Here is a 24,615-nt window from a genome sequence, read left to right as displayed (position 1 = left end):
CATATCTAAAAACTTCTAATTTTCGCTTACATCCAAAAAGTTTAAATGAGTTCTAATAGCTAAAAGCTATATATTGTTAAATTTTGATTAACAATACGTTACTAATAAATTTTTTTCTACCTTTACCGGACATAGTTATGAAAAAAGAAGCAAAAGTTGCTCTATTTTCCACATTTACAAAGTAATTAACCCCTAGCAAATTGCTAGCCTAAAAATTTACCCATATGAAACCTTGATTACGGCGCAAAATAATTTTAGAGGAATCCGTCACAAAAGGGGATGAATAAGTAGATATAAAAAAAATCCGTCTATTTGTTTTTTAACAATTAACAATTAAAAACAGACGGATGATGAAAAAAGACACCGTTGCCTTTGAGCAATTAGTATCTCGTGGATGTGGGCTGGACGTCCACAAAGAGATTGTAGTAGTAACCATCCAAGGTAAAGGTATAAAAACCATGACAAAGAGTTTTCATACCTATACAAGTTCTTTGATAAAATTGAGAGATTGGTTAAAAAAGCATAAGATTACCCATATAGCTATGGAGAGTACAGGGGTTTATTGGAAACCGATTTATAATCCCAAGCAATTGTTAAGTATGGTACATGGATGCGTAAAAGCAAATCGAAAAGCCATAGAAGAATCTTTAACAGGATATGTTACTGCTCATCATCGCTTAATGCTAAAAAAGATATGGAAAAATATGCACCGATTAGAAACCACACTATCAGAAGTAGATCGTTCTATAGAAAAAGCCATAAAATCTTTACAGATTGAGCTAGATTTATTAGAACAAATCCCAGGTGTAGGTAAAAAAAGGTGCTATCGGTATCATCTCAGAAATAGGTGCAGATATGATTCAGTTTCCAGACCATAAGCATTTGGCCTCTTGGGCAGGAATGTGTCCAGGCAGTATCAAAGTGCAGGAAAAAACAAAAGTGGTAGAATTACCTATGGTAATAAATATCTGCGTTCAACTTTAGTAGAATTAGGTTGGGTAGCATCAAGAACAAAGAACACCTACTTTGAATCCAAATTCAAATCCATGTTGGGTAGACGAGGCAAAAAGAAAACCATAATCGCTTTAGGACATAAGATCCTCATTTCCGCCTACCATATCATAAAAGAGAAAGCAGAGTTCAAAGAATTAGGCCCAGACCATCTCAACAATTTTAGAAGAGACAAACTTGTAGCCTATTACAAAAAACAATTGGCTAATCTTGGTGAAGAAGTTATTCAAGTAGCCTAAAAACAAATAAAGGTCGATTTTTACTGTTGAGAAAACCACGGACATGAAACTGACCTCAAACTGTTAAGCACAAAAGAGTATTGCCATAGAGCATGTGTATGAAAATTTTACCTAAATGGTATTCTTAACAGTTTAACCTAAAACATTGATAATAAAAACTTTAAACATAAATTATTCGTATGAAAAATGTATTGTCAAACACTGCTCTTTTATTGGTTTGTCTTTTTATCAATTGCATATATGCTCAAGAGAATGAAGGAATACCCCCTGAGCCAACGGTGGCCTCTCTTGTAACAGTAGAAAAAGATTCGGTAAATAACTCCGACGGATTGCCCAAAGTATTCCGTTGTTACATCTTAATCTCGGAAGTTATAACTTCCCTATTCAACTTTTCTACAGCTCTTCGGGGATAAAGGTTGAGGAGTTACCATCCTATGTAGGTTTAGGGTGGAATTTATCCGCCGGAGGCGTTATCACTCGTTCTGTGATTAATTTACCCGATGACATGGTGAGTGACCTTCATGGAAATGGGATTCTCCATAATGATATGCTACAAGATATTGAGCTTTTGGAACAAAGTATTACTTCAGAAGGCTATAATGAAGATGTTTCAAGTAATTTTTTTAAAACAAAGGTAAACGAATCCTTACAGGACGGTACAAGAAATGATACACAGCCGGATATTTTCTATTTCAATGTTTTTGGAATTCAAGGAAAATTTGTATTTGACAAAAGCAAAAAGATTGTCAGTTTAAATAATGATAACTTCAAGTACAGTTACTCGTTGGATAGCGATGATGATACCCTATTATCATTCACTATTACAGATACTCAGGGAGTCCAATATGTTTTTTCTGAACGAGAATACTCTGAGACAGAATATGAAGGAGGAATTGCCTGGAGCTACATCAACAGCAGATCATTAAGACAAAGAGAAATTGATTATTCTTCTTCGTGGCATCTCACATCTGTTACCGCACCCAATAGCAGAACAATGCATTTTCAGTATCAGGATGAAACGCTTACATACGAAATTCGGAATGCCGTAATGGGAAAAATATGCGATACTGAACAATGTGAAGATAGTAATGTAAGTGAAGATCAGTGGGCATACAAAGATGTACTGAACAATACGAGCGGTGCAAAAACAAACTACAAATTATATGCAAAAAAGATAAGCCATATCAGTTCTGATACCTTTACGGTAGATTTTCAAAATATTCCCAGAGAAGAATCCAGGGAGGCGTAAAACTTCGCAGAATCACTTTAAATAACGCCATTGAAAAAACAGATGAATACCTGTTTGAATACGATTATTTTATCTCCCCCGAATACGATTATTTTATCTCCCCCGTATTCTATGATAAAAACAAGTAAAAGTTGAGATATTATTTTTACTAATTTATGCAGCAAATTTAAAAGTATCTACATAGGGTTTTTGTCGTTTGACAACGGCAAACACTCTTGCTATTAATTTGTTTCTAATAATGTTAACGGTACTCATTTTACTTTTGCCTTGTTTTATTCTTTTATGATAGTATAATTTCATTTCTGGGTTATGTTGTATAGCAGAAATAGCGCACATATTAATAATTGCTTTCAATTTTTTATTAGCCAAATGAGAGACTTTTGTACGTCCTTTAATACTAGTTCCAGATTGGTAAGGAAAAGGAGCAACACCACAATAAGAGGCAAACTTTCTCCAGTTTTCAAATTTTGAAAAATTGTCAGTAAACACAATCATCATTATAGCAGTTTGCATTCCTATACCTTTAACACTAGTAACAAGTTTATAGGTTTCTTTTAACATTATATTTTGGTCAATAATAGCTTGCATTTGAGTATTAATCTTGTGTATTTGTTTGGTTAGTTCTGCAATCATTTTTTGTTGAACGTCAAAGATTATTTTATACTCTTTTGCTTTATAAATTCTTTTTTGTTCTTTCAAAGTAACTTTAAAACCAGCTCTTTGTTTGTTAAGTTTTGTCCTTAAAGATAAGAGACTTTTTAGTTGTAATATACTTCTTTTAGGTAGCTTACTGGGTTTAAGTTCTTCTTTTAATCGATACCCATATAGAGCAATGCGTTTGGCATCAATTTGGTCATCCTTTCCACGAGCAATACCAATAGATCTTTTAATTTCTAAACCAGAAGCTATGAAAAAAGATAATTTTTGTTCAGTTAAAGACACAGATAATAAATGAGAGTACATTCCTGTATGTTCAAATACAAACATGGTTTCTTCTTTAGAGAAAGACGAATTTTTAAAACTCCACTTTAGCATTAATTTAAATCCAGATTTACTGTTCTCAAACTGTTGAACAATTTGTTTAGAATAGATACAAACATCAATTAATAATTTACTGACATCGATTCCGATAATTTCATTTGTTTTCATAATTTTGTAATTAGATATTAATAATAGTTACTTAAACTAAGACCTTTAATAAGGGCAGAAACTGAAATTCTATATGGTTCTAAGTAACTTTTAAAAAGAACGGAGACTAATACGGGGGATGGCTCTAAAAAGCTAGCTGGCCGCTAAAGTTCACTCCGTTCTTTTGTGTTTTTGGTTATCAACAAAATAAGAGTTATTAACAAAGAAAAAAAGAAGCAAAAAAAGAAATTTCATCATAACTATTATGTTTTTATTTTAAGTAATTATTTCTATTTGCTAATCTAAAGGCTCGTCCTAGTATGTCACGCAACCGCTACCGCTAGCATTTGCTAGTGGCGTTTGTGAGTAAAACAACGAAAAAAAGGAGTTTAAGAAATTAAGATATTTTTTTCGTTGTTTTTAGCAAATTACAGTTTACAAAAACGCTTGCAATACCTGTTCTAAAGCGGTTATTTTATTTTGGTTTTAAAACCTGCTCCGTTCACACCCCAAAATTTACCGAAAACAAAAAAGTTATTAACATTCCTTTTTTTCTTCTCTACCCCTTTATACGCCTATCTTTCTTCCGTTTTTTCTTTGTTTTTGTTTTCCGCCCCATTCCGCCCTCATTTCAGGGGTTTTTGTGGGGGCGAAAAACACAGAAAAACGAAACCAAAAACAGCTCAAAACCAAAGCAAAAAAGAGAAGAAAAAGTACAAAAAAGAACAGAAACAAAACCCTAAATCTGAGAGCCGAAAAACGGCTAAAAAAGAGCAAAAAACAGGCTTAAAATTGCTTTTAAAAATCAAATACTAAATTGACAAAAAAGTGAACAAATAAGAACCGCCTAAAACTTGTATTGAGTTTGCCAAAATATCAAAAATAGTTTGTTTAAAAACTAAAAAAATGGGTTGAAAACCCAAAAAAAAAGCCCCAAAAATTGCACTGCGGAGCAGAGCAAAAAAAGAAAAATAAAAAATCCTTTACTACCTACGGCAGTAATAAAAAAAGCCCCACCGCCTTTGGCGGAAAAAAAGCCCAAAAAAATACTCCGATTTTCGGAGCATAAAAATCAATTTTGCTAATAAATTGACAAAAATCAGCTTATAAAATGGGTTGCAGAACCACAACCAACCAACACCGACAAAATGGCGTAATTGTTAATAACTCAAAGTCAAAAAACAGTCAATATTTAGAGAGAAATGAGAAGTAAAACGCCTAAAACCAAAAAATAATTCAGCCTTAAAATAAGAACAAAAATTTAGGTCATAAAATCTTAAATTAGGCGCAAGATTTGTCAAAATAATTGCGGAAAATCGCAAAAAAAACCTGTGTCGGCTCACTAAAAAAGTTCAAAAATTGCCCTGCAAAGCAGTGTAAAAGAAGAAGAAAAAACAAAAAAAATGTTTGTGGTTGATTACCACAAAAAGCCCCACCGCAAAGCGGTAAAAAAAGCCCAAAAAAACAGTTTGTCTTTGGCGTGATGAAGCCGAATAATCGGCTCAAAAAAATAACAAATAAATGACTGTTTCAGTCAAAAAAAAGCCCTTTTGCCTTACGGCAATAAAAAAATGAAATTTAAGATAAAAAACGTTTTAAAAGACCAAAAACGAAACGAAAAAAAGCCCAAGAAAAACCACCACCAAAAAAACCTAAAAACCCAAACGAAAAACACAAAAAAGCCCCACAAAAACCCCTGAAATGAGGGCGGAATGGGGCGGAAAACAAAAACAAAGAAAAAACGGAAGAAAGATAGGCGTATAAAGGGGTAGAGAAGAAAAAAAGGAATGTTAATAACTTTTTTGTTTTCGGTAAATTTTGGGGTGTGAACGGAGCAGGTTTTAAAACCAAAATAAAATAACCGCTTTAGAACAGGTATTGCAAGCGTTTTTGTAAACTGTAATTTGCTAAAAACAACGAAAAAAATATCTTAATTTCTTAAACTCCTTTTTTTCGTTGTTTTACTCACAAACGCCACTAGCAAATGCTAGCGGTAGCGGTGATTTTCTTGGGTCATACTGATTTGTATCTTTTTTCTTTTCAAAATTTGAGTATAAACATTGCTACAATATTGTATTCCTCTATCAGAATGATGTATGATTTCTTCGGTATTTTTAGTTTGATAAATAGCTTTATTTAAAGCTCTAACACAGCCTTTAAGTTCTAAACTATCACTAATATCATAGCCTACTATTTTTCTTGAATACATATCAGTAATAAGTGCTAAATAACAAAATCCATTTATAGTTCTTATATAGGTAATATCCGAAGCCCAAACTTGGTTAGGTCTATTAATGATCAGGTCTTTTATGATATTTTTATATTTATAAAAACGATGGTAAGAGTTGGTTGTTTTAGAAGAATATTTTTTCCTTCTAATTAACAAATTATTTTCTTTTAAGATTCTAAATAACTGGTCTCTACCTATATTTATATTCTGTTTCCTAAAATCATTATGTAAGGATTTCATTAGCTTTCTAGTACCTTCTCTGGGTAATGTTTTCCTGCTTTTTTTAACAAGCATTATTACATTTTGTTCTATTTGTTTTTTAAGAACAAACCTTTTTTGATATTTGTAATAAGCATCTCTTTTTAACTCGAAAGCATTACAAATAGTAGCGATGGCGTACCTTCTTTTTTTTCTATTAATCGGTGCTATTTTCATTAAGGCTTTATGTTTAAGTTTTTTTTTAATTCTTCAACATTTTTATAGCCAAGATTTTCAGCAGCTACTTCAAGATAACTATCATTCACAAGTTTATCTAGATCCTTTTTAATAAGAAGATCTTTGAGTTGTTTTAGCTCTTTTTGAAGGGCTTTAATACGGGATAATTCGTCGTCTGTTTGCACGGTTACACGGGTGTTCATTAAATCTTTACGGTCATATTTTTTAATCCATACGTTTATCGTACTAGATTGTATGCCGTAAGTTAAGGCAATTTGTCTTTTGGAATGGTTTCCTTTGGTAAGTTCTGCTAATACTTTGAGTTTAAAACTCTCACTATAACGTCTTACATATCCATCATTTTTATACATATACTTGTTGTTTTTTGTATACATATTTCAGGACGGGTCACGTGTGCTGATAACGGTAAATTGTATGAGTAGTGGCAGACTGCGTAGCTCTTCTTTATCAAACTGCTACGCCGCTAGAGCTGGCTACAAACCTTGAAATTATGCACTTTGCCTGCCATTATTTATACAAAATGTTGTAAGCCGTTAATTTATCTCATTCATTATCTGGGCTAAGGAAATTGCGAGTGTATCTCTTACAAAAGTTTGAAGGTTATGCTTAACACGTTCAACATTCCCTTCTAATGAAATAGTATGAGGTTTAATATTAAGAGGCAAACTTGTAATGATATTATCCTTGTTCCCCGTCCTTTTATATCCTTTGATTCTATTCTTTGGATTCAATGTTTTTGGCTCAATAAACTCAAGAAATGCTCCAACTGCCATAGTTGTGTCGTCATATCCATAATGGTGCATTGAAAGTATTATCTGATATTGTCTTTTTTCTGATAGAACAACTGACAATTTAAACCAATCTCTCGGTAATGACCTATTGAAAAAATAATCATGCTCCTTAGCATACTCAACTATCTGGTGCGTAAAATAATAATACTTATCATTTGAGGTATTGGCAACTTCTAAATAAATCCCCGCAGTTTCTTCTGGAATCTGTCCTCGTAATTCCTCATATACTTTCTCAGTAATTTCATTGCAATAATTAAAAATTAGATTTCGGTTATCACTAATTTGTTTAATTCTTGCTTCCTTAAGAGAGTCTTTCCATGTGTTTACTTTTTTCGAAAGTGCTGATGCAATATCCGAAATAGATGTTGTTGAAACGGTTTCCAGTTTTAAATTTAATACAACCTCAATATTTCTTTTTTGTACTTCACTAAAGAAAACAACCAGTTCATTAGGCTTTTCAGTATCTGCATTTTCAAGAGCTTCTATGTATCTTTTCTTTTCAGTTCGTTTAACTGTAAAAGGAAACAAGCCATGCTTAATTAGTATCAGACTTGCAAGTAATCGCGCAAGTCTTCCATTTCCATCTTGAAATGGATGAATAATTGAAAATGCATGATGAAACCAAGCCGATATAACAATAGGAGAAGCTTCTCCGTCTTCTAATCCTTCGTATATATTGATTAACTTATCAATTTCGTTCTCAACATGTATCGGGGGACAATAGATAAACTTTGTACCATCACTCCTGCGAGGGTTATTCTCATGTTCTTTAAATTTTCCTTTAAGCAATGGCACTCTAACTTGTCTGCCTAATGTGTCAATTGCCTCTGAAAAGTCTTGATTTTTAGTTATCAATTGGTGCAACTGTAAAATAAAGTTTTTCGATATAGGTCTTTCATTTTTAACTACATCGAAGATAAAGTCAATTGCTTCAAAGTGGTCAGATAAATAGCCAATAAGTTTATTTGGGGAGATATTTGTATCACCATGCTGTAAATATGATTCTACAAATCCTTCCTTGATAAAAGTTTCAGTGATTCCTTCTTTTAAATCATAAAGTCGCTCAACAATTCCAGTTTCAATTGCGTGTTGTCTTTTTAATCTATTTAAGAAATCTTCATATTCTTTAGAACCTGATTGTAATATTTCCCTTTTTCGATACCAAGAAGGAAGAATGTCATCTAATTTTGAAGTGTCTGTTTTATTCCATTCATCATCAAATCTGATTGGTTTCCATAGTTCAATGTCTTTGTTCATAATTCATAAATTTAAATCTATATCTTACTCGTCAAATTGACGATTGTTTAAAATCAAAAATACAGTATTATTTTCAAAATCGGCTCATTAATTGCACTGAGCTCAGGGCAAACGCATTAAACTTTTTAAAAACCCTATTGATATGTAATGTTCTTAATTCATTGAGATTCAGTTAGTTATTAGTTGTTTATGTTATTGATTGTTTGTATATTATACTGATAATCAATAATTTAATAGTTTTGAAAACAACAAACAAACTAAAGACCATATTCGGTCAAATTCCTGATTTTAGACGCACCCACAAGCAACTTTACGATTTAGAGAGCATCCTTCTTATCGGGATAATTTCAGTTATTTGTGGTGCAAATTCATGGAATGAAAAGGAAGACTATGCCTATTCAAAAGAAGATTTTTTACGCTCTTTTTTAGATCTACCCAATGGCATACCTTCTCACGACACTTTTAATCGTGTATTCTCTAATATTGATAGTGTAGAATTTGAAACATGTTTTATACAATGGGTTAGTACGCTAGCTGAACTGCAACCCAAAGAAGTAATTGCTATTGATGGTAAAACCATTAGAGGGGCTAAGGCATCTGGTAAAAAATCCCCTGTACATATGGTAAGCGCTTGGGCAAATGAAAACAACTTAGTTTTAGGGCAGGTAAAGACCCATGAAAAATCTAATGAAATTACTGCAATTCCAGAATTACTAAAAGTGTTATCATTAAAGATACTATTGTAACTATTGATGCTATGGGATGTCAGACAGATATAGCTACTGCCATTGTTGACAAACAAGCGGACTATATTTTAGCTGTAAAACAAAATCAAGCACAATTATATCAAAATATTGAAGATGAATTTAGATTTGGTGAAAATATAGCAACCTCTATAAGTGAAGAACTAGACCATGGAAGGATAGAAACCCGAAAATGCAGTGTTATGACAAACTTTCAATGTATTACACCGGATAATAAATGGGATAGTCTTACTGCTATTGTTAAAATAGAAAGCAAGCGTGAATTTAAAAACTCTGATAAACCAATAGAAACAGCTACACGCTATTATATATCTAACACAAAGGCTAAGCCTAAAGATTTTCAAAAAACCATACGTTCACATTGGGGTATTGAAAATAAACTGCATTGGACCTTAGATGTTGCATTCGAAGAAGATGCTTCTAGAAAAAGAAAAGATAATGCTGCGCAAAACTTTTCTATTCTAAACAAAATTGCGCTTAATCTTCTTAAAAATGAAAAAGCATCTAAGGTTGGTGTCAAAAGTAGAAGATTAAAGGCTGGATGGGATAATCATTACCTCATTAAAGTGCTAAATCTTATGAAAGTTTAATGCGTTTGCCCTGAACTCTAGACATATTGTCATTTCTATATAATAAAAAATAAATAAGTATAAGTATAATGCTTAATATTAAAGATATAGTTTTTCTCATTATCAAAGTTTTATTAATTATTTAATATTTGAAAGCATTACTAATAATGACATTATCGGCACTGCTTTATAAGGGAAATTCGAAAAAGTCTCAAGGTCACTAAATTTTGAAAACTGAAAAATATTAATTATTCGAAAATCAAAACTTATTTCTTTTCTGTGTCCGTATCCGTAATACATAATCTCTATCGAAAATTAAGTTTCAATGCTCAAAATGGATTACTTTTAAAACCATCTTGAGAAAATTTCGGGATAATTTGGCCTCAAAACCCTAGTATTTATAAAAAGGGTTCTAGTTTTAAGAACTTCCCTTATAAATTAATTTTACCATTCTGTGGAATTTCCACATGAATACGCCCAAGATATGGTGTCCACGGCTAAACCAACAGCTAGCCACCAAGTAAATGGTCCACCTGCCGCTGCTGCAACAAATACACCCCCGTAAGAGCAAAAGCTGTCGACGCACCACAGCCATCTCCTGAAATGTTTTCCATCTGATTTAATTCTAACTGTTTCATAATAATAAAACTTTTTTATGGTAATGATCATTAAAATTACTATAATTTTTTCTCATTTTAGTGAGCATCACCGGGGTAAACAATGCTATGAATTGCTTAAAGTCACTCATAGTTCTATGACTCTTCTTTGCAAAGAATATGTTCATTCTTTTAATTCATTTGAAAAAAAATTGAGTAACAATTTCGTTAAGCAGCAATTTCGTCAGGCAGCAATTCTTTACTACTAATTCTATTTTCATTGCCAATATATGAATAAATTTTAAAGAACCTGGTTTTTTCATAAAAAATTATGTTAAATAATTAAACCCAAATATAGTAAAAAAATTAACAATACGACAATTTTGTCGTGTTATTTTTACCCTATTACTTCTACCTTCCTGTGAAAACAGATGTATGAGTAGTTTAAGTATTAAGGATCTGATACAAAAAATAGGTAAACGGATTTATCATCTGCGTAAAGAGTCTAATATGACTCAACTCGACCTGGCCGTAAAATCCGAAATTGATGAACGTCAAATTCAACGCCTTGAAAACGGGCATACGTCTCCAACCATAAAAACGTTATTAAAAATAGCAAATGCCTTCGGAATTTCTCTATCGGAGCTATTCCGGTTTGATTGACATTTTTGAATGAAAAAAAAGAACTTTCAACTTTTACACTTTCCAACTTGAAACCGTATAAATACCTATCAGCGTTTAAACCCATATTCACGTTCTACCTTACAAATACGCAATTGATATTGTTTGTACCACTGTGCTCTTCCCCTGTTTCTGGCTTCCGTATGCTCAACATGTGTTTTCCATTGTAAAATGGCATCCAAATCTTTCCAGTACGAAACCGTGATCCCTACCTCATCTCTGGCCGATTCAATACCTAAATATCCTTTTTGTTGTTTTGCCAGTATTTCCATTCTTTCGGCAGTTTCCTGATAATCAACTAAATCATCAGTCAGTAGCGTGGTGAAAATTACAGCATAATATGGTGGTTGTAAATGACTGACAATCATAATATCAATTCGTATTTGGTTTCGGGTAACTGTAGATCGGGCGCCATTCCTTTGGACACTACCCTGAAATTACATTTTTCTAAAATCCTAGCGGATGCTATATTAGCATCTACTACATATCCCACTAATTTAGGAAACCCTGAGGACTGACAGTACTTTACCAACCCTTTACATACTTCAAAACCGTATCCGTTTCCCCAGTACTTTTGTAAAAAGCGATAACCTAATTCATCGTCATTCTGATCGTCTTTTATCAACGCTACACTTCCAATAAATTCGGCATCACATTTTCTTTCTATTGCATAAATAAAGAAGTCATTTTCCGGATGGTCATATTTGGCAATTAAATCAATTAATTCTTTTTTATTTTCCGCCAAAGGTTTTATAATGCCTGTTACATATTGCATCACCAACGGGTTACTCTGCATTTCATGAAAAGGGTATAAGTCATTTATTAAAAGCCCTCTAACTAATAATCTATCGGTTTCAAAAGTCGTTTTCTTCCTCATTTCTTTCCTGATAATTATTGTAAATTTGTCTTGCTCAAATGTACAAGAATGAATACAGATAAAAAAGTAGCTTTTTATACTTTAGGTTGTAAACTTAATTTTTCCGAAACGGCCACTATTGCACGTAGTTTTACAAATGAAGGTTTTATTCGTGTTCCTTTTGACAATAAAGCGGATATTTATGTAATCAATACCTGTTCCGTAACTGACAATGCCGACAAAAAATTTAAAACCGTTGTTAGAAATGCATTGAGAAAAAATGAAAATGCTTTTTTAATTGCTATAGGTTGTTATGCCCAATTAAAACCAGAAGAATTAGCAGCCATAGACGGTGTTGATCTGGTTTTGGGAGCAACAGAAAAATTTAATGTAACCAGTTATATCAATGAGTTGACTAAAAATGATACTGCCCAAATACATTCTTGTGAAATTACCCACGCCAATTCTTATATAGGCTCTTACTCTATTGACGACAGAACCCGGGCATTTCTAAAAGTTCAGGATGGTTGCGATTATAAATGTACTTACTGTACGATTCCTCTGGCGCGTGGTATTTCCAGGAGTGATACATTAAAAAACATATTGCAAAATGCTGAGGAAATCTCTAAAAAAGGCATCAAAGAAATTGTGTTGACAGGAGTGAATATCGGGGATTACGGAAAAGGTGAGTTTGGCAATAAAAAACATGAACATACTTTTTTGGAATTGATACAAGCCCTGGATAGTGTTAACGGAATCGATCGTTTGCGAATATCTTCCATAGAACCTAATCTCTTGACAGACGAAATGATAGATTTTGTAGCCAAATCAAATGTATTTGTACCGCATTTTCATATCCCTTTGCAAAGCGGGAATGATATTTTGCTTAAGAAAATGAAACGCCGTTATTTGCGAGAGGTTTATACAAGAAGGGTTGCAAAGATCAAAAAGGTGTTGCCTAATGCGTGCATTGGCGTGGATGTTATTGTTGGATTTCCGGGAGAAACAGACGCGCTTTTTTTAGAGACCTATCACTATTTGCAGGAGTTGGATATTTCTTATTTGCATGTATTTACATATTCCGAACGTCCAAATACGGAAGCTGCTTTTATGAATCATGTAGTTCCTAAAAATATTCGTACAAAGCGTAGTAAAATGCTACGCGGTTTATCGGTTAAAAAACGTAGGGCATTTTACGAAACACAAATAGGAAATACCACAACAGTTTTATTTGAAAGCGAAAATAAAGAAGGTTATATTCACGGATTTACAGAAAACTATGTAAAAGTAAAAACGCCCTGGAATCCGGAATTAGTAAATACTTTACATAAAATAATAATGACAAAAATTGATGAAGATGGCCTAATGCGTTTTGATTTTGTAAAAGAAAAAATGTTAGCATAGATGTCAAAAATCCATATTTATTGTATGCCTGGCTTAGCTGCAAGCCCCCGAATTTTTGAGCATGTAAAATTGCCCGAAACACAATTTGAAATTCATCTTTTATCGTGGAAAATTCCATTGTCTACAAATGAAAGTATTCAAGAGTATGCTGCAAGAATGTGTAAAGACATCGTTCATAAATGCCCTGTACTGATTGGCGTTTCTTTTGGAGGGGTGTTAGTACAGGAAATGAGTAAACTTATCGATACAAAAAACGTTATCATTATTTCCAGTATCAAAACACACCGCGAACTTCCTAACCGGTTAAAACTCGCAAAAGTGACAAAAGCATATAAATTATTTCCTACACGGCTTGTGGAAAACCTTGAAGAGTATACAAAATATTTCTTTGGAGATTTCCTGAAAAAACGCGCCGAGTTATACCATATGTATTTATCTGTAAGAAATAAGCGATATATGGAATGGGCAATATACAATGTATTGCATTGGAAGCAAGAACATCCTCCGGAAAACCTTACTCATATTCAAGGCTTGGAAGATAATGTATTTCCCGTAAGGTATATCAAGGGTTTCATTCCCGTAAAAAATGGAACACACGTGATGATTTTGATGAAAGCAAAGGTCATCTCACTAATAATTTGTAATGCTTTAACTTGAAAAATCTATAACAATTCTTTACTTTTAGAGTTATCTTTAAAGAAATTCTTAAAGCAAAGAAGAAATATATGAAAAAATCAATGCGCTTTTTAATGGTTGTACTGGTGGTAATATTCTTTATTAATGGTGTGTATATTGCTGATGTTGATCCCAAAAATACTGCGGAAAATTACATTATAAAAGCATTGGAAATTCCAAAAGGATTACATTTTGCCGGTGAAAAAGTTCCTACGGAACGGCATGATGTCAGAGAACGTATGGACCGTGAGTTGTTGGTAAATACCTATTGGCAGTCTAATGGTTTGCTAATGATTAAAAGAGCACACAAATATTTTCCTATTATCGAGCCTATTTTAAAAGCCAACGGAATCCCGGACGATTTCAAATATTTAGCAGTTGCGGAAAGTGGTTTGCAAAACAATTCGTCTCCTGCCGGTGCTGCCGGTTTCTGGCATTTTTTAAAACATTCAGCAAGAGAATATGGTTTGGAGGTAAATAAAAATGTGGATGAACGATACCATTTGGAAAAAGCCACCAAAGTAGCTGCCGACTATTTGAAAAAAGCAAAAGAACGCTTTGGCAGTTGGACACTAGCCGCCGCTGCATACAATGCGGGAAATGCAAGAATAGCAAAACGTCTGGAGGTGCAGCAGGTTTCTAATTTTTACGATGTTTTGCTAAACTCGGAAACCTCCCGCTATATATTTCGAATTGTCGCTTTAAAAGAAATCATATCAAACCCCAAAAAATATGGTTTTGAGTTCACACAAGAAGATTTGTATATATTGCCCGAAACCACTGTTGTAAAAGTAGATACGGTTATTACAAATATTGCTGCTTTTGCAAAGCGTTTCGGAACAAATTATAAAGAACTCAAATTACACAACCCCTGGTTACGGGAAAATAAACTGAATAATAAAAGTCGGAAATTATATGAGGTTAAAATCCCTTTAAAATGAACGAACTTTTAACTTAGAACTTTCAACTTTTAAAACTTTGAGACCTTTGCAAAATAGGAATATATTCCATATTTGAATTGATTTTGCAAAGGTCTCACTTTATAATATCATCTTTTCAATATCTTTTTGGTCACAAAACCTCTTGCCGTATGTATTTTGATGAAATACAATCCGCTGGATAGTTCTTCTACATGGATTGTATGTAGGTTTCTGCTCATTTCTTTTATTTTAGTTCCCAGCAAAGAAAACAGTTCAATTTTTGTGATGTCTGATTGAAAGGAGGTTGTATACAATACATCTGTTACCGGATTGGGATATACCTTAATGGTTCGATTCCACAACTCACCTGCTATACTTAAAGTACAATTATTACCAACTTCATAAGAAAAGTACTTAGTTACTGCCAATCCACCGGCAAAAGCAAATTTGCAAGCATAGCTTATGGTTGACCCAATAGTTTGCCCGCTTATGGTTTTAGAAAAAGTCAAGCCTGAAACATGATCCATCAGTGTTTCCGTAAAAGGAGATTCCTGCCACAAATAAGCAATGACCCCGGTTTTATTATCGAGTAATTCAAAGGTAAATGTAACAGCGTTTCCACTAGTCTCAAAATGATAAGTATAACCTATATCAAAAGTACCCTGCTGAGCTTCCGAACTGGTTCCCGAACATGCCGTATTTGTATCTTCTGTAGTGGTTGCCTGTAGGGCAATTGGATTATTTGCAGCCGTATTGCCTGTTATATCTCTTCCTTCAATACTAAAATCGTATACTGTTTCAGGAGTTAAACCATTAATGATGAATGATTTTTGAACTCCCGAATCACCGGTTGTTGACATAGTTTCCGAACCATAAGAAATATCGTAAATAACAGTTCCGGAATCATCGGTCCCGGTTAATAAAAGTTCAACTGATCTTGATGTAATAGTTCCAATAGCAGCCGAAAAATTCGTTGGAGCTTCAGTATCATCAGGGTTGCCATTACAATTATCGCCGACCACATAACTTATATATTTCGTTACCGATAACCCTCCTGCATATGCAAACTTACAAGCATAGGAGATCGTAGCACCGGTGGTCAGCCCTCCTATTATTTTTGAAAATGTTAATCCCGAAACATGATCCATCTGTGTTTCCGAAAAAGGTGATTGCTGCCACAAATAAGCAACCACCCCTGTCCTGTCCGTATCTAATAATTCAAATGTAATGGTTACGTTACTTCCTATCGTTTCAAAAGTTGCGGTATATCCAACTGAAAACGGGTTCCCGTCTATATGCTCATTTGATGTTTCACTGCATGATACTACTTCGTTTACCGTTATATGAATTATCTGTGAAGTTCCCTGAGTACCTTCGTTATCTGTAGCTACCGCAGTAATTTGGTGTGTTCCGGGGCTTGCTCCTGTCCAGGTAAAACTAAAAGGAGCTATGGTATCTTCTCCTATTTTCACCGCTCCATTGTAAAACTCAACTAATGAAACGGTTCCGTCCAAATCACTTGCCGTGGCAGATAGCATGATATCTGTTCCCTCTGCAAATGACGAATTGTCTGCCGGAGCGGTAATGGTGGCGGTGGGATTCGCATTGGCATTAGCCTGTACAATTACCAGAACAAAACTACTCGCTGAATATGTACCATCACTTACTGTCAGTTTACATTTATATACACCTTCTTCCAAATTAGAAATGGCAGGCGATACGGACGTATTATTATCAAAATTTATAATGGAAGGCCCGTAAATCTGTTCCCAATTGTATGTAATGGTTTGACCTTCCGGGTCATTACTCAAAGAACCGTCTAAACTTGCTGTAGTTTCCGGCAAAATCACTACTACATTAGTGCCTGCATTCGCAATAGGCGGTACATAATTTAAAGAACTTACATAGGAAAAGTCCATTTTTCCTATATTAAATTCACCATTTGTCACTACTAATCGCAATATATGTGATCCCTCCGTTAATTCAACATTTGTTACCACTTTATCGACCCAAGTGCTCCAATCATTAGTGGTAGTCAATGTTGTACCGGAGCTAATGACAGTTCCGTCTATTTCAAAATGAAAAGGCCCGCCACCGTTGGAATTCCCTGAAGCATATCGTATGATAACATTATAAAAACCTGCTGTTTGCACATCGATACTATATTCCAACCATTCTCCGGCTGTGATCCATCCTACTGTTTTTCCTTCAACTGTCTCCGAAACAGCATCAACGTATTCGTCTGTCCTATAATTTCCCTGGTTATCCTGTGAAGTATCTACATAAGCGATGTTTTGCCCAACTCCGCCTTCAAATCTATCATAATTACCTGCTTCAATAATTCCCGGAATTTGATATGCCGTTGTCAAATAAGGGACTTGTTCTCCAACTTGTACATTCACAATATTTGTTATATTAAATGCATCATTCACAAACACTTTGGCATACATTCCATGAATACCAAGCGTTAGATTTTCGGCTTCTATTTCATAGGGTGCGGATGTGTCTTCTCTTATAGATGTGCTCCCGTCAAAGAATTCTATTTTGGTAACTCCCGTTCCTGTAATTGCAGCAGTGAGGCGAACACTTCCGCCTGGGTAAGCCTGATTAAAATCAGACGATAAAACTCCGGTAACATCTATATCTCTACTGGTGACCATCTCATTGGCAGGAACATCCAGTGCATAACCGTCGGAAAATGTAACGGTAATAGGCGCATCCGAATAATTATGAGCAACATATGTCATTTCACCATTTTTAGTAAATGAGGCTGCTATGGGATAATCAGCAGTAATGGTTGCATTTACCGTACCCAGTGCATTCATTGCGTGTAACCAGTGATAGGTCTGTGCATCTGATATTCCGAATTTCAAAGAGCGATCCGGATAAGAATCGTACAAATCAATGGCTGCCTGCGGATCGGTAAAGGATAAATATTTCCAATAGGTATCATGCCATAAATGAGGGTTTGCCTCATTACTTAAAATACCTGTATGTGATGAAATTTCTGCCCATAAAGATTGTGCGTATGTCGTATTATGACCTAAATATAAAGACCCTCCGTGAATGGGATACATCTCTATTCCGTATGCTGCGGCAATATCCGAAGTAAAGAACGTTTGATTGTCATATCCGTTTCCCCAAATTCTCGATGCCAGGCTATATCCATAACCCGGTTTAAAGGTTCTTTGGTGCATGTCAAACCAATATTCTTCGATAGCTGTTTGTTCCGTAGTATATATGTAAATTCCCAAATCCCGAATGGCATCATTTTCCGTAAGAGTGCCCCAATGAATTAAAGAGGACGCGAACTGCATACTCTCCGAAGTAGATTCCTGATCATTTCCAAAAGGAAAAGTTGCAAAACCATTTGCCCAACTGTGTCCTGCATAGGGGCTAAAGTTTCTTAAAAAAGGAAACTGCGTATCATTTCTGTCGTCCGAAGCCGCATCCCGAATGAGTAGGTTTATCATCTCTCCCCATTGGTCTGCCCATCCGGGCTCAAATTGTTCCATAAATGCCGCTGCATGAATAAAATACCCCCAGTGGAAGTGGTGGTCATTGATATTATTATCTTGGCCATGGCCTGCCGGATACCCTAGCATTGCGGACCAAGTATCATTATAGTAGAATAGGAAAGCGACCTCTCCGGGTTCAGCTTTCAACCAATCTTCCAATCGTTCTTTTATGGTGAGAATCATTTTATCTCTTGCCACTATATCTCCTGTTTCATCTGCTATCCGGGCTGTTTGTATCATTCGATTCATCACCTGCCCTTCATTGTAAGAATCTGTCCATGTAGCCAGCCCTTCATTTTCAATTTGGGAGATTTTATCGTCTAAGGCTGCCGGACTGAATCCGGAGCTATAATTGTCCAGATAGGGTAATGTTGGTAATATCCCTTTAAATGTATTCTCCACAATAAATGTATTACCATCTAATGTTTTTATTTCGCCTCTGATAGAACTATAAGTATATCCATTGGGTTGCGCAGATGTAGTAGCCAAATGCACCCACTGATGAGGCAGCAATCCTAATAAAACGGTAGATGCTGTTCCTTCTTTTACATCGGTAGTTACTGTAAAGGTGGTTGTTAACTTAGCATTACTTTCATTATAACTCCAGGTAGTAGTTGTATTACCTGGAAAAACATAGGCGTGTTTTTTATACTCATTTGCAACTGTGGTAACAGCACTTGCCGATGGTGGAAGAAATGCCATTGACCAATAATTTTTTCCGTTTAAATCGGAAGTATAGGTAGTTCCGCTTTGAGACCAAGAGCTTCCTACAGGTGCATACACTGCATAATCAGAGCCTTGCGCTGAATCTGTAATGATTAGCATTTCATTATCGATCACAACATTTCCGTCGGTAACTACTATTTTAGCTTCGTCAGAAGACGATTTTGTAAAATAGATAAATGGCATTCCAATACCTGCAATTGCTTCAAAATGGTGCGTGTTATCATTCCAGTTTATGGTAACTGTCCAATCCGAATAATCGGAAACAGTAGCCCGGTTCGTATTTAACCCTGAAACTCCAACAACAACAGGGAGTTCCGGACCCATAGGTTGGCTACTACCATTAGGTGTGGAAGCAGGAACCACATAATTTACTACAAGACCCTCATTAACCGTACGCAATCCCATAGGGTAATTAAATAAGTTATTGGCGTGGTCATTTTTTAGTAAAGCTGACCACCAGTCATTTGTAGGTACCGGTTTTCCTAAAGCATTGCCGCTTATTTGCGGAGTTCCCGAAGGAAACGAATTTCTTCCTGCCGAATCGGTTCCCGGAAATGCATTGGTATAGCTTCCTTGCCCGACAGTTGTATATTGGGTAGCTCCGTTAAAATGAATGAACAGCACTATAAAAAGCGTAAATATTATCTTAATCTTTTTGGGTATATGCATGTATTCGGAAATTTGGCGTAAGGTATTATAATTTGTAGCAATCTTAAAATAGCAGACCTATACGAATACTATACAGTTAGAATTAAATCAAAATAATTTGACAAAACCTTTGCAAAATAGGATATATTCCGTATTTGATGACATTTTGTTTTGGATTATATTAAACTCGTTTAGACTTTTTGGATTTAAGCGAAAAACAGCAATTTTTTAGCAAATTCAAAAAGTCTAAACGAGTTCATTATTTAAGTGTACAAAAAAAGCCTCTCAAAAATTGAAAGGCTCTCTTAAAAAATTAACAGAAGTATATATTAAATTACTTTTACATTTACTGCGTTTAATCCTTTTCTTCCATTTTGCAGGTCAAATTCAACCTCATCGTTTTCACGAATTCTATCAAGTAACCCTGATACATGTACAAAATGTTCTTTGTTGCTTCCTTCTTCTACAATAAACCCGAATCCTTTGGATTCGTTGAAAAATTTTACGGTGCCTTTACTCATAAATAATGTTTTAAGATGTTACACGTTTAGGTTAGATGCAACATTATATTAAATGGCAAAAGTACGTTAATTTTATGAGAGAGGATTAATTTTCTTTTATTTATATTTAAATTATTAATCTTAAAATTAAAATGCTATCTATCATAGTGCTCTTTTTACTTTTTCAAACTCAGCTATAATATCTTCCAATATTTCTTTTGCTGATTTTATTTCATGTATCAAACCAGCTACCTGGCCAATTTCTAACTCGCCATTATCCAAATCTCCTTCAAACATTCCTTTTTTTGCCCTGGCTTTTCCCAGTAATTCTTTAATTTCTTCTACTGTCGGATGTTTTTGATACAAGGTTTGTACCTGGTTATAAAAATGGTTTTTTATCAAACGAACCGGGGCAAGTTCTTTGAGTGTCAAATCCGTATCTCCTTCTTTGACATTGACAATCATTTGCTTAAAATTATCGTGAGCAGAAGATTCTTTCGTCGCTGCAAAACGACTTCCGATTTGCACTCCGTCCGCTCCCAGAACCATTGCTGCCAGCATACTTCTACCGGAACCAATACCTCCTGCTGCTATTATCGGAATATTCAATTGTTCTTTTACCGTCGGAATTAAAGTAAATGTCGTAGTTTCTTCCCTCCCATTGTGACCTCCGGCTTCAAACCCTTCGCAAACTACGGCATCTACACCGGCTAACTGTGATTTTAATGCAAATTTTACAGAACTCACTACATGCACTACCGTAATATCTTTTTCTTTTAAAAAAGAAGTCCATGTATTGGGATTTCCTGCGGAAGTAAACACAATTTTTATGTCTTCTTCCACAATAATATCCATGATTTCTTCTATTTGCGGATATAGCATCGGGACGTTCACTCCAAAAGGTTTATCAGTTGCTTTTTTACATTTCCGAATATGCATTTTCAACACTTCAGGGTACATAGAACCGGAACCGATAAGCCCTAAACCACCAGCATTACTAACCGAAGAGGCCAGTTTCCAACCACTTACCCAGATCATACCTCCTTGTATAATCGGGTAACGGATTCCAAAAAGATTCGTTATTTTATTCATTGTTTCTTTTTTAACGAGTTAAAAAAATTATCGTATATTCATAGTCGGGATTCTGATTTTTAAGATACAAATCAATTTAAGAAATCACTCCGGATCCTAGTAATTCCTCCCCTTGATACCAGGCGACAAATTGCCCTTCCTGGATGGCAGATTGTGCATTTCGAAATGCTACAAACATGCCGTTTTCAACTTTATATAAAGTAGCTTCTTGCAGAGTCTGCCGATAACGTATTCTTGCCAATACTTTCATATTTTCGTGAGGTTGCAAAGCTATATCTTCGCGAATCCAGTGCAATTCATCTTCCGAAACAAATAATACATTTCTATATAGTCCTTTGTGATGTTTTCCTTCTCCCGTATAGATCACATTTTCATCCACATCGGTTTCTATAACAAACAAAGGTTCTTTTGTGCCCCCGACAGCCAAACCTTTCCGTTGACCTTTTGTAAAATAATGTGCTCCCCGGTGTTTTCCTACTACTTCCCCGTCTTCTTGAAAATATTCATATTTGGTTGCAAAAAAATCTAACTCTTCATACTTATTTGCAAAATCCGGCAGCTCTCTTTGAAAAAGCTTTGCATCATCACTCACCCGGATAATAACTCCTTCTTTAGGTTTCAGTTTTTGTTGTAAAAACTCAGGAAGTCTTACTTTTCCAATAAAGCACAAACCCTGAGAATCTTTTTTATCTGCCGTAATCAGGTTTGCTTTTTTGGCAATCTCACGTACTTCCGGCTTTGTAAGCACTCCTATCGGAAATAATGCTTTTGCTAACTGCTGTTGTGACAATTGACATAAAAAATACGATTGATCTTTACGGATATCTTTTCCCGACAATAGTTTGTAGATTACTTTACCATTGCTGTTTTCTTCGGCTTTACGGCAATAGTGGCCCGTAGCTACATAATCAGCTCCCAGATTCACAGCAATATTCATAAAAACATCAAACTTAATTTCCCTGTTGCACAGTATATCCGGATTAGGTGTTCTACCTTTTTCATACTCGTTGAACATATAATCTACAATACGTTCTTTGTACTGTTCGCTTAAATCCACCACCTGAAAAGGAATGCCTAATTTCTCTGCTACAATCATGGCGTCATTGCTGTCTTCTAACCACGGGCATTCATTGGAAATGGTTACGGAATCGTCGTGCCAGTTCTTCATAAACAGTCCGATCACCTCATATCCTTGTTCTTTCAGCAGGTATGCAGCTACACTGCTATCAACTCCGCCGGAAAGCCCGACAACTACTCTTTTCATGTATCCGATATTATTCACCTTTTATTTTTCTGGTTTTTTTTAAGATTGTTTCCTAAGTACATGACAAAAATTTAGTCAAGTTCATATTGTTTTGATTTACAGGGTTTAATAGCACAGAAGCGATATAATCTAATCCATATTTGAATATGCTTTTAGCCATTCTTCCATGCTTTTTTATTTTGATAGGCTTAATCTGATGTAAATATATACCAACTTTGTAACACCATACGAAAGCCATCATTACAAGCAGTACTAATTTTTCAATACGCTTAATATCTTGCAGGTGTGTGTTTTCAATATCAAAGCCACTGGCTTTCATTGCTTTAAAACACATCTCTATCTGCCATCGTTCTTTGTATTGTTCAAAGGCCTTATCAGGAGCGTTGAACGATACAATGATTAAGAAATCAGGCTTTCCATTTTTTGGGTACAACTTGCATCCGGAAAGGAAACAAAGCTGACCATTAACACGTACAATTTTAGGATAATACACAAACTCATTGATCTTATGTGGATTAAACAAGTGAAATACTTTGATGGTTTTGTTCTTATCAGGAAGCTCTACCTTAAAGTTGTTTCGAATGCGGATATAATATTTGATTCCATTTGTATTCAAGAAATCCAACCAATGATTACCTACAAACTCTCTATCGGCTACAATGGATTTAATAACATCTTTGCCAAAAAGTCTTATGAAACGATTCACAAGATCAATACGCTCCTGACTGTTAGAGTTCCCTGGCTTATCTAACATAGTAAATAACAATGGGAAGGCAACACCTTTATAGACAACTCCCAACATAAAAATGTTGATGTTGGTCTGACCAAACTTCCAATTGGTCCTATCAATACTCAAGATCAATCCCTCTTGCTTAGGAAGGAGACTAAATATAAGACGAGCGATCAAATCTCCATCCAACGAATAATCAGCAATAAATCTTTGAATACGTCTGAGTGATGACTTCGAATCTACTGAGGTCTCAAAAGCGTTGGCTACCTTTTCAAAGGTAACTGTCTGTACCTTACAGAGGGCGATAATGAAATGTGATATGAGTTTGATTCTTGCCAAATTGATCTTACCTTGGAAATGAGAACTTAAAACTGAATTTAATTCACTACTTTTAGTGGAAGCATTGGTTTTTTTCATTAGAAAAATGAGTGATGTTATTCTTCTAATATACTGAAAATCAATGCTTTATTTTAATTATTTAACATTTAATTTACTGATAATCAATTAATTATATTTTTTGTCATGTACTAAAGATTGTTTCACTTTTCCACATTTCTACATTTTTACATTAATATAAAAAGTGCTAATTCCTTTTCTTGCTTTTATCGGGACTAAATTTTTTGAGTTCCTGTTGTTTTTTCTCATCTACGATTTCACCATTTATAAAAAACTCCCATTTACCATAACGCTTCCCTTCTTTATAAACACCTCTTTCTCTTAATTTTCCATTCAGTTCAAAATATTTTGCTTCTCCGTCCAGTACATCCTCTTTATAGTATACCTCTTCAATCAAAATTCCTTCGTCCGAATATTGTTTGCTACTTCCGTTCTTTTTTCCGTTTTTATAATGAGTTTTTTCTAATAATTTTCCACTTCTGTAATAATTTTTTACAATGCCTTCCAATTTTCCGTTTTTATATAATTCTTCGGAAAATAGTTTCCCATTCGGAAAATAATATACCCATTTCCCTACCCTGTTTCGCAATACCATCCACCCTTTACTTCGCAGTTTCTCTTTTATTGTATAAAATTTTACATAGGCAGAATCTGTTTCCGGTTTAAATTCCTTTATAATTACAGGAAATTTGGAAGTTCTGATATCGTAATATTTAAATGTTCCTACTTCTTTGCCGTTTTTAAACTTTCCTACATAGCGAATACGTTTATTTTTATAAAATTTTTTCCATATTCCGGTTCTTTTCTTATTTTCATCAAATTGATTGATCTTTTGTGCACTTACAGCATACGCTGAAAAAAAAGAAAGCACAACATAAAAAACAAGGCTTTTTATCTTTGACATCATTAAAATTT

Annotated in this window: 21 protein-coding genes and 1 pseudogene; 10 read left to right on the top strand and 12 right to left on the bottom strand. The window is 34.6% G+C overall.

What is annotated here, in order from left to right; genetic code table 11:
• Positions 1–347: 347 nt before the first annotated feature.
• The 4 genes from GKR88_13240 to GKR88_13225 all read left to right on the top strand — a co-directional run bounded on the left by GKR88_13240 (position 348) and on the right by GKR88_13225 (position 2,499).
• Entirely contained in the window at positions 348–878 is a 531-nt protein-coding gene (locus GKR88_13240; GenBank protein QMU65160.1) for a hypothetical protein, read from the top strand.
• Complete coding sequence (locus GKR88_13235) at positions 826–984, top strand: transposase (GenBank protein QMU66718.1); 159 nt, start codon at positions 826–828, stop codon at positions 982–984. The genes GKR88_13240 and GKR88_13235 overlap by 53 nt, the downstream gene beginning before the upstream one ends.
• Positions 891–1,250, top strand: coding sequence for a transposase (locus GKR88_13230; GenBank protein QMU65159.1), 360 nt, complete (start codon positions 891–893; stop codon positions 1,248–1,250). Before GKR88_13235 ends, GKR88_13230 begins: the two co-directional genes overlap by 94 nt.
• A 346-nt stretch (positions 1,251–1,596) precedes the next feature.
• Positions 1,597–2,499 (top strand): hypothetical protein, encoded by a 903-nt coding sequence (locus GKR88_13225; protein ID QMU65158.1) that lies wholly within the window; start codon positions 1,597–1,599, stop codon positions 2,497–2,499.
• Positions 2,500–2,652: 153 nt separating this feature from the next.
• Here GKR88_13225 and GKR88_13220 read toward each other — a convergent pair whose 3' ends face one another.
• A complete protein-coding gene (locus GKR88_13220) occupies positions 2,653–3,648 on the bottom strand; it encodes a transposase (protein QMU65157.1) in 996 nt (331 codons plus the stop codon).
• Between the two features lie 459 nt (positions 3,649–4,107).
• On the opposite strand from GKR88_13220, the gene GKR88_13215 reads away from it, so the two are divergent.
• Complete coding sequence (locus GKR88_13215; protein QMU65156.1) at positions 4,108–4,443, top strand: hypothetical protein; 336 nt, start codon at positions 4,108–4,110, stop codon at positions 4,441–4,443.
• A gap of 1,171 nt (positions 4,444–5,614) precedes the next feature.
• Here GKR88_13215 and GKR88_13210 read toward each other — a convergent pair.
• The 3 genes from GKR88_13210 to GKR88_13200 all read right to left on the bottom strand — a co-directional run bounded on the left by GKR88_13210 (position 5,615) and on the right by GKR88_13200 (position 8,361).
• On the bottom strand, positions 5,615–6,292 hold the full coding sequence (locus GKR88_13210; GenBank protein QMU65155.1) for an IS3 family transposase: 678 nt from the start codon (positions 6,290–6,292) through the stop codon (positions 5,615–5,617).
• On the bottom strand, positions 6,292–6,663 hold the full coding sequence (locus GKR88_13205; GenBank protein ID QMU65154.1) for a transposase: 372 nt from the start codon (positions 6,661–6,663) through the stop codon (positions 6,292–6,294). Before GKR88_13205 ends, GKR88_13210 begins: the two co-directional genes overlap by 1 nt.
• Before the next feature lie 183 nt (positions 6,664–6,846).
• Positions 6,847–8,361, bottom strand: a complete 1,515-nt coding sequence (locus tag GKR88_13200; GenBank protein ID QMU65153.1) for a Fic family protein — start codon at positions 8,359–8,361, stop codon at positions 6,847–6,849.
• Positions 8,362–8,600: 239 nt separating this feature from the next.
• Between GKR88_13200 and GKR88_13195 the strand changes: the two are divergent.
• Together GKR88_13195 and GKR88_13190 are read left to right on the top strand one after the other, a co-directional pair.
• Positions 8,601–9,715, top strand: a pseudogene (locus GKR88_13195) (ISAs1 family transposase).
• Between the two features lie 1,010 nt (positions 9,716–10,725).
• The gene (locus GKR88_13190; protein ID QMU65152.1) at positions 10,726–10,953 is read left to right on the top strand and encodes a helix-turn-helix domain-containing protein; all 228 of its coding nucleotides are present in this window, start codon (positions 10,726–10,728) and stop codon (positions 10,951–10,953) included.
• Between the two features lie 68 nt (positions 10,954–11,021).
• On the opposite strand, the gene GKR88_13185 is transcribed toward GKR88_13190, so the two are convergent.
• Both GKR88_13185 and GKR88_13180 read right to left on the bottom strand, forming a co-directional pair.
• Complete coding sequence (locus GKR88_13185) at positions 11,022–11,339, bottom strand: antibiotic biosynthesis monooxygenase (GenBank protein QMU65151.1); 318 nt, start codon at positions 11,337–11,339, stop codon at positions 11,022–11,024.
• Complete coding sequence (locus tag GKR88_13180; GenBank protein QMU65150.1) at positions 11,336–11,848, bottom strand: GNAT family N-acetyltransferase; 513 nt, start codon at positions 11,846–11,848, stop codon at positions 11,336–11,338. The genes GKR88_13185 and GKR88_13180 overlap by 4 nt, the downstream gene beginning before the upstream one ends.
• Before the next feature lie 48 nt (positions 11,849–11,896).
• Here GKR88_13180 and mtaB point away from each other — a divergent pair, with 48 nt between their 5' ends.
• The 3 genes from mtaB to GKR88_13165 all read left to right on the top strand — a co-directional run bounded on the left by mtaB (position 11,897) and on the right by GKR88_13165 (position 14,847).
• Positions 11,897–13,231 carry a tRNA (N(6)-L-threonylcarbamoyladenosine(37)-C(2))-methylthiotransferase MtaB gene (gene mtaB, locus GKR88_13175; GenBank protein ID QMU65149.1) on the top strand — a complete coding sequence of 445 codons (1,335 nt, stop codon included), beginning with the start codon at positions 11,897–11,899 and terminating at the stop codon, positions 13,229–13,231.
• Positions 13,232–13,888, top strand: a complete 657-nt coding sequence (locus tag GKR88_13170; GenBank protein ID QMU65148.1) for an alpha/beta hydrolase — start codon at positions 13,232–13,234, stop codon at positions 13,886–13,888.
• A gap of 68 nt (positions 13,889–13,956) precedes the next feature.
• Entirely contained in the window at positions 13,957–14,847 is an 891-nt protein-coding gene (locus GKR88_13165) for a transglycosylase SLT domain-containing protein (GenBank protein QMU65147.1), read from the top strand.
• A gap of 107 nt (positions 14,848–14,954) precedes the next feature.
• Here GKR88_13165 and GKR88_13160 read toward each other — a convergent pair whose 3' ends face one another.
• The 6 genes from GKR88_13160 to GKR88_13135 all read right to left on the bottom strand — a co-directional run bounded on the left by GKR88_13160 (position 14,955) and on the right by GKR88_13135 (position 24,607).
• A complete protein-coding gene (locus GKR88_13160) occupies positions 14,955–19,733 on the bottom strand; it encodes a carbohydrate-binding protein (protein ID QMU66717.1) in 4,779 nt (1,592 codons plus the stop codon).
• A 314-nt stretch (positions 19,734–20,047) separates the two neighbouring features.
• Positions 20,048–20,239: a cold-shock protein gene (locus tag GKR88_13155; GenBank protein QMU65146.1), complete on the bottom strand. Its 192-nt coding sequence runs from the start codon at positions 20,237–20,239 to the stop codon at positions 20,048–20,050.
• Between the two features lie 141 nt (positions 20,240–20,380).
• Positions 20,381–21,310 (bottom strand): nitronate monooxygenase, encoded by a 930-nt coding sequence (locus GKR88_13150; GenBank protein QMU65145.1) that lies wholly within the window; start codon positions 21,308–21,310, stop codon positions 20,381–20,383.
• 76 nt (positions 21,311–21,386) lie between these two features.
• Complete coding sequence (mnmA, locus tag GKR88_13145; GenBank protein QMU66716.1) at positions 21,387–22,574, bottom strand: tRNA 2-thiouridine(34) synthase MnmA; 1,188 nt, start codon at positions 22,572–22,574, stop codon at positions 21,387–21,389.
• Between the two features lie 52 nt (positions 22,575–22,626).
• Positions 22,627–23,721, bottom strand: a complete 1,095-nt coding sequence (locus tag GKR88_13140) for an IS4 family transposase (protein QMU65144.1) — start codon at positions 23,719–23,721, stop codon at positions 22,627–22,629.
• 166 nt (positions 23,722–23,887) lie between these two features.
• Positions 23,888–24,607 (bottom strand): toxin-antitoxin system YwqK family antitoxin, encoded by a 720-nt coding sequence (locus tag GKR88_13135; protein ID QMU65143.1) that lies wholly within the window; start codon positions 24,605–24,607, stop codon positions 23,888–23,890.
• Positions 24,608–24,615 lie beyond the last annotated feature (8 nt).

The organism is Flavobacteriaceae bacterium, from assembly GCA_014075215.1.
Taxonomy (GTDB): domain Bacteria; phylum Bacteroidota; class Bacteroidia; order Flavobacteriales; family Flavobacteriaceae; genus Polaribacter.
Note: the sequence above shows the minus strand (reverse complement) of the source record. Positions and strands in the feature narration are given on the sequence as shown.

Excerpts from the sequence above, each read along its gene's own strand:
- GKR88_13155 (QMU65146.1), bottom strand. The coding sequence starts at position 20,239 with ATGAGTAAAGGCACCGTAAAATTTTTCAACGAATCCAAAGGATTCGGG.
- GKR88_13220 (QMU65157.1), bottom strand. The coding sequence starts at position 3,648 with ATGAAAACAAATGAAATTATCGGAATCGATGTCAGTAAATTATTAATT.
- GKR88_13190 (QMU65152.1), top strand. The coding sequence starts at position 10,726 with ATGAGTAGTTTAAGTATTAAGGATCTGATACAAAAAATAGGTAAACGG.
- GKR88_13165 (QMU65147.1), top strand. The coding sequence starts at position 13,957 with ATGAAAAAATCAATGCGCTTTTTAATGGTTGTACTGGTGGTAATATTC.
- GKR88_13185 (QMU65151.1), bottom strand. The coding sequence starts at position 11,339 with ATGATTGTCAGTCATTTACAACCACCATATTATGCTGTAATTTTCACC.
- GKR88_13170 (QMU65148.1), top strand. The coding sequence starts at position 13,232 with ATGTCAAAAATCCATATTTATTGTATGCCTGGCTTAGCTGCAAGCCCC.
- GKR88_13150 (QMU65145.1), bottom strand. The coding sequence starts at position 21,310 with ATGAATAAAATAACGAATCTTTTTGGAATCCGTTACCCGATTATACAA.
- GKR88_13210 (QMU65155.1), bottom strand. The coding sequence starts at position 6,292 with ATGAAAATAGCACCGATTAATAGAAAAAAAAGAAGGTACGCCATCGCT.
- GKR88_13180 (QMU65150.1), bottom strand. The coding sequence starts at position 11,848 with ATGAGGAAGAAAACGACTTTTGAAACCGATAGATTATTAGTTAGAGGG.
- GKR88_13140 (QMU65144.1), bottom strand. The coding sequence starts at position 23,721 with ATGAAAAAAACCAATGCTTCCACTAAAAGTAGTGAATTAAATTCAGTT.
- GKR88_13135 (QMU65143.1), bottom strand. The coding sequence starts at position 24,607 with ATGATGTCAAAGATAAAAAGCCTTGTTTTTTATGTTGTGCTTTCTTTT.
- GKR88_13200 (QMU65153.1), bottom strand. The coding sequence starts at position 8,361 with ATGAACAAAGACATTGAACTATGGAAACCAATCAGATTTGATGATGAA.
- mnmA (QMU66716.1), bottom strand. The coding sequence starts at position 22,574 with ATGAAAAGAGTAGTTGTCGGGCTTTCCGGCGGAGTTGATAGCAGTGTA.
- GKR88_13205 (QMU65154.1), bottom strand. The coding sequence starts at position 6,663 with ATGTATAAAAATGATGGATATGTAAGACGTTATAGTGAGAGTTTTAAA.
- mtaB (QMU65149.1), top strand. The coding sequence starts at position 11,897 with ATGAATACAGATAAAAAAGTAGCTTTTTATACTTTAGGTTGTAAACTT.
- GKR88_13240 (QMU65160.1), top strand. The coding sequence starts at position 348 with ATGATGAAAAAAGACACCGTTGCCTTTGAGCAATTAGTATCTCGTGGA.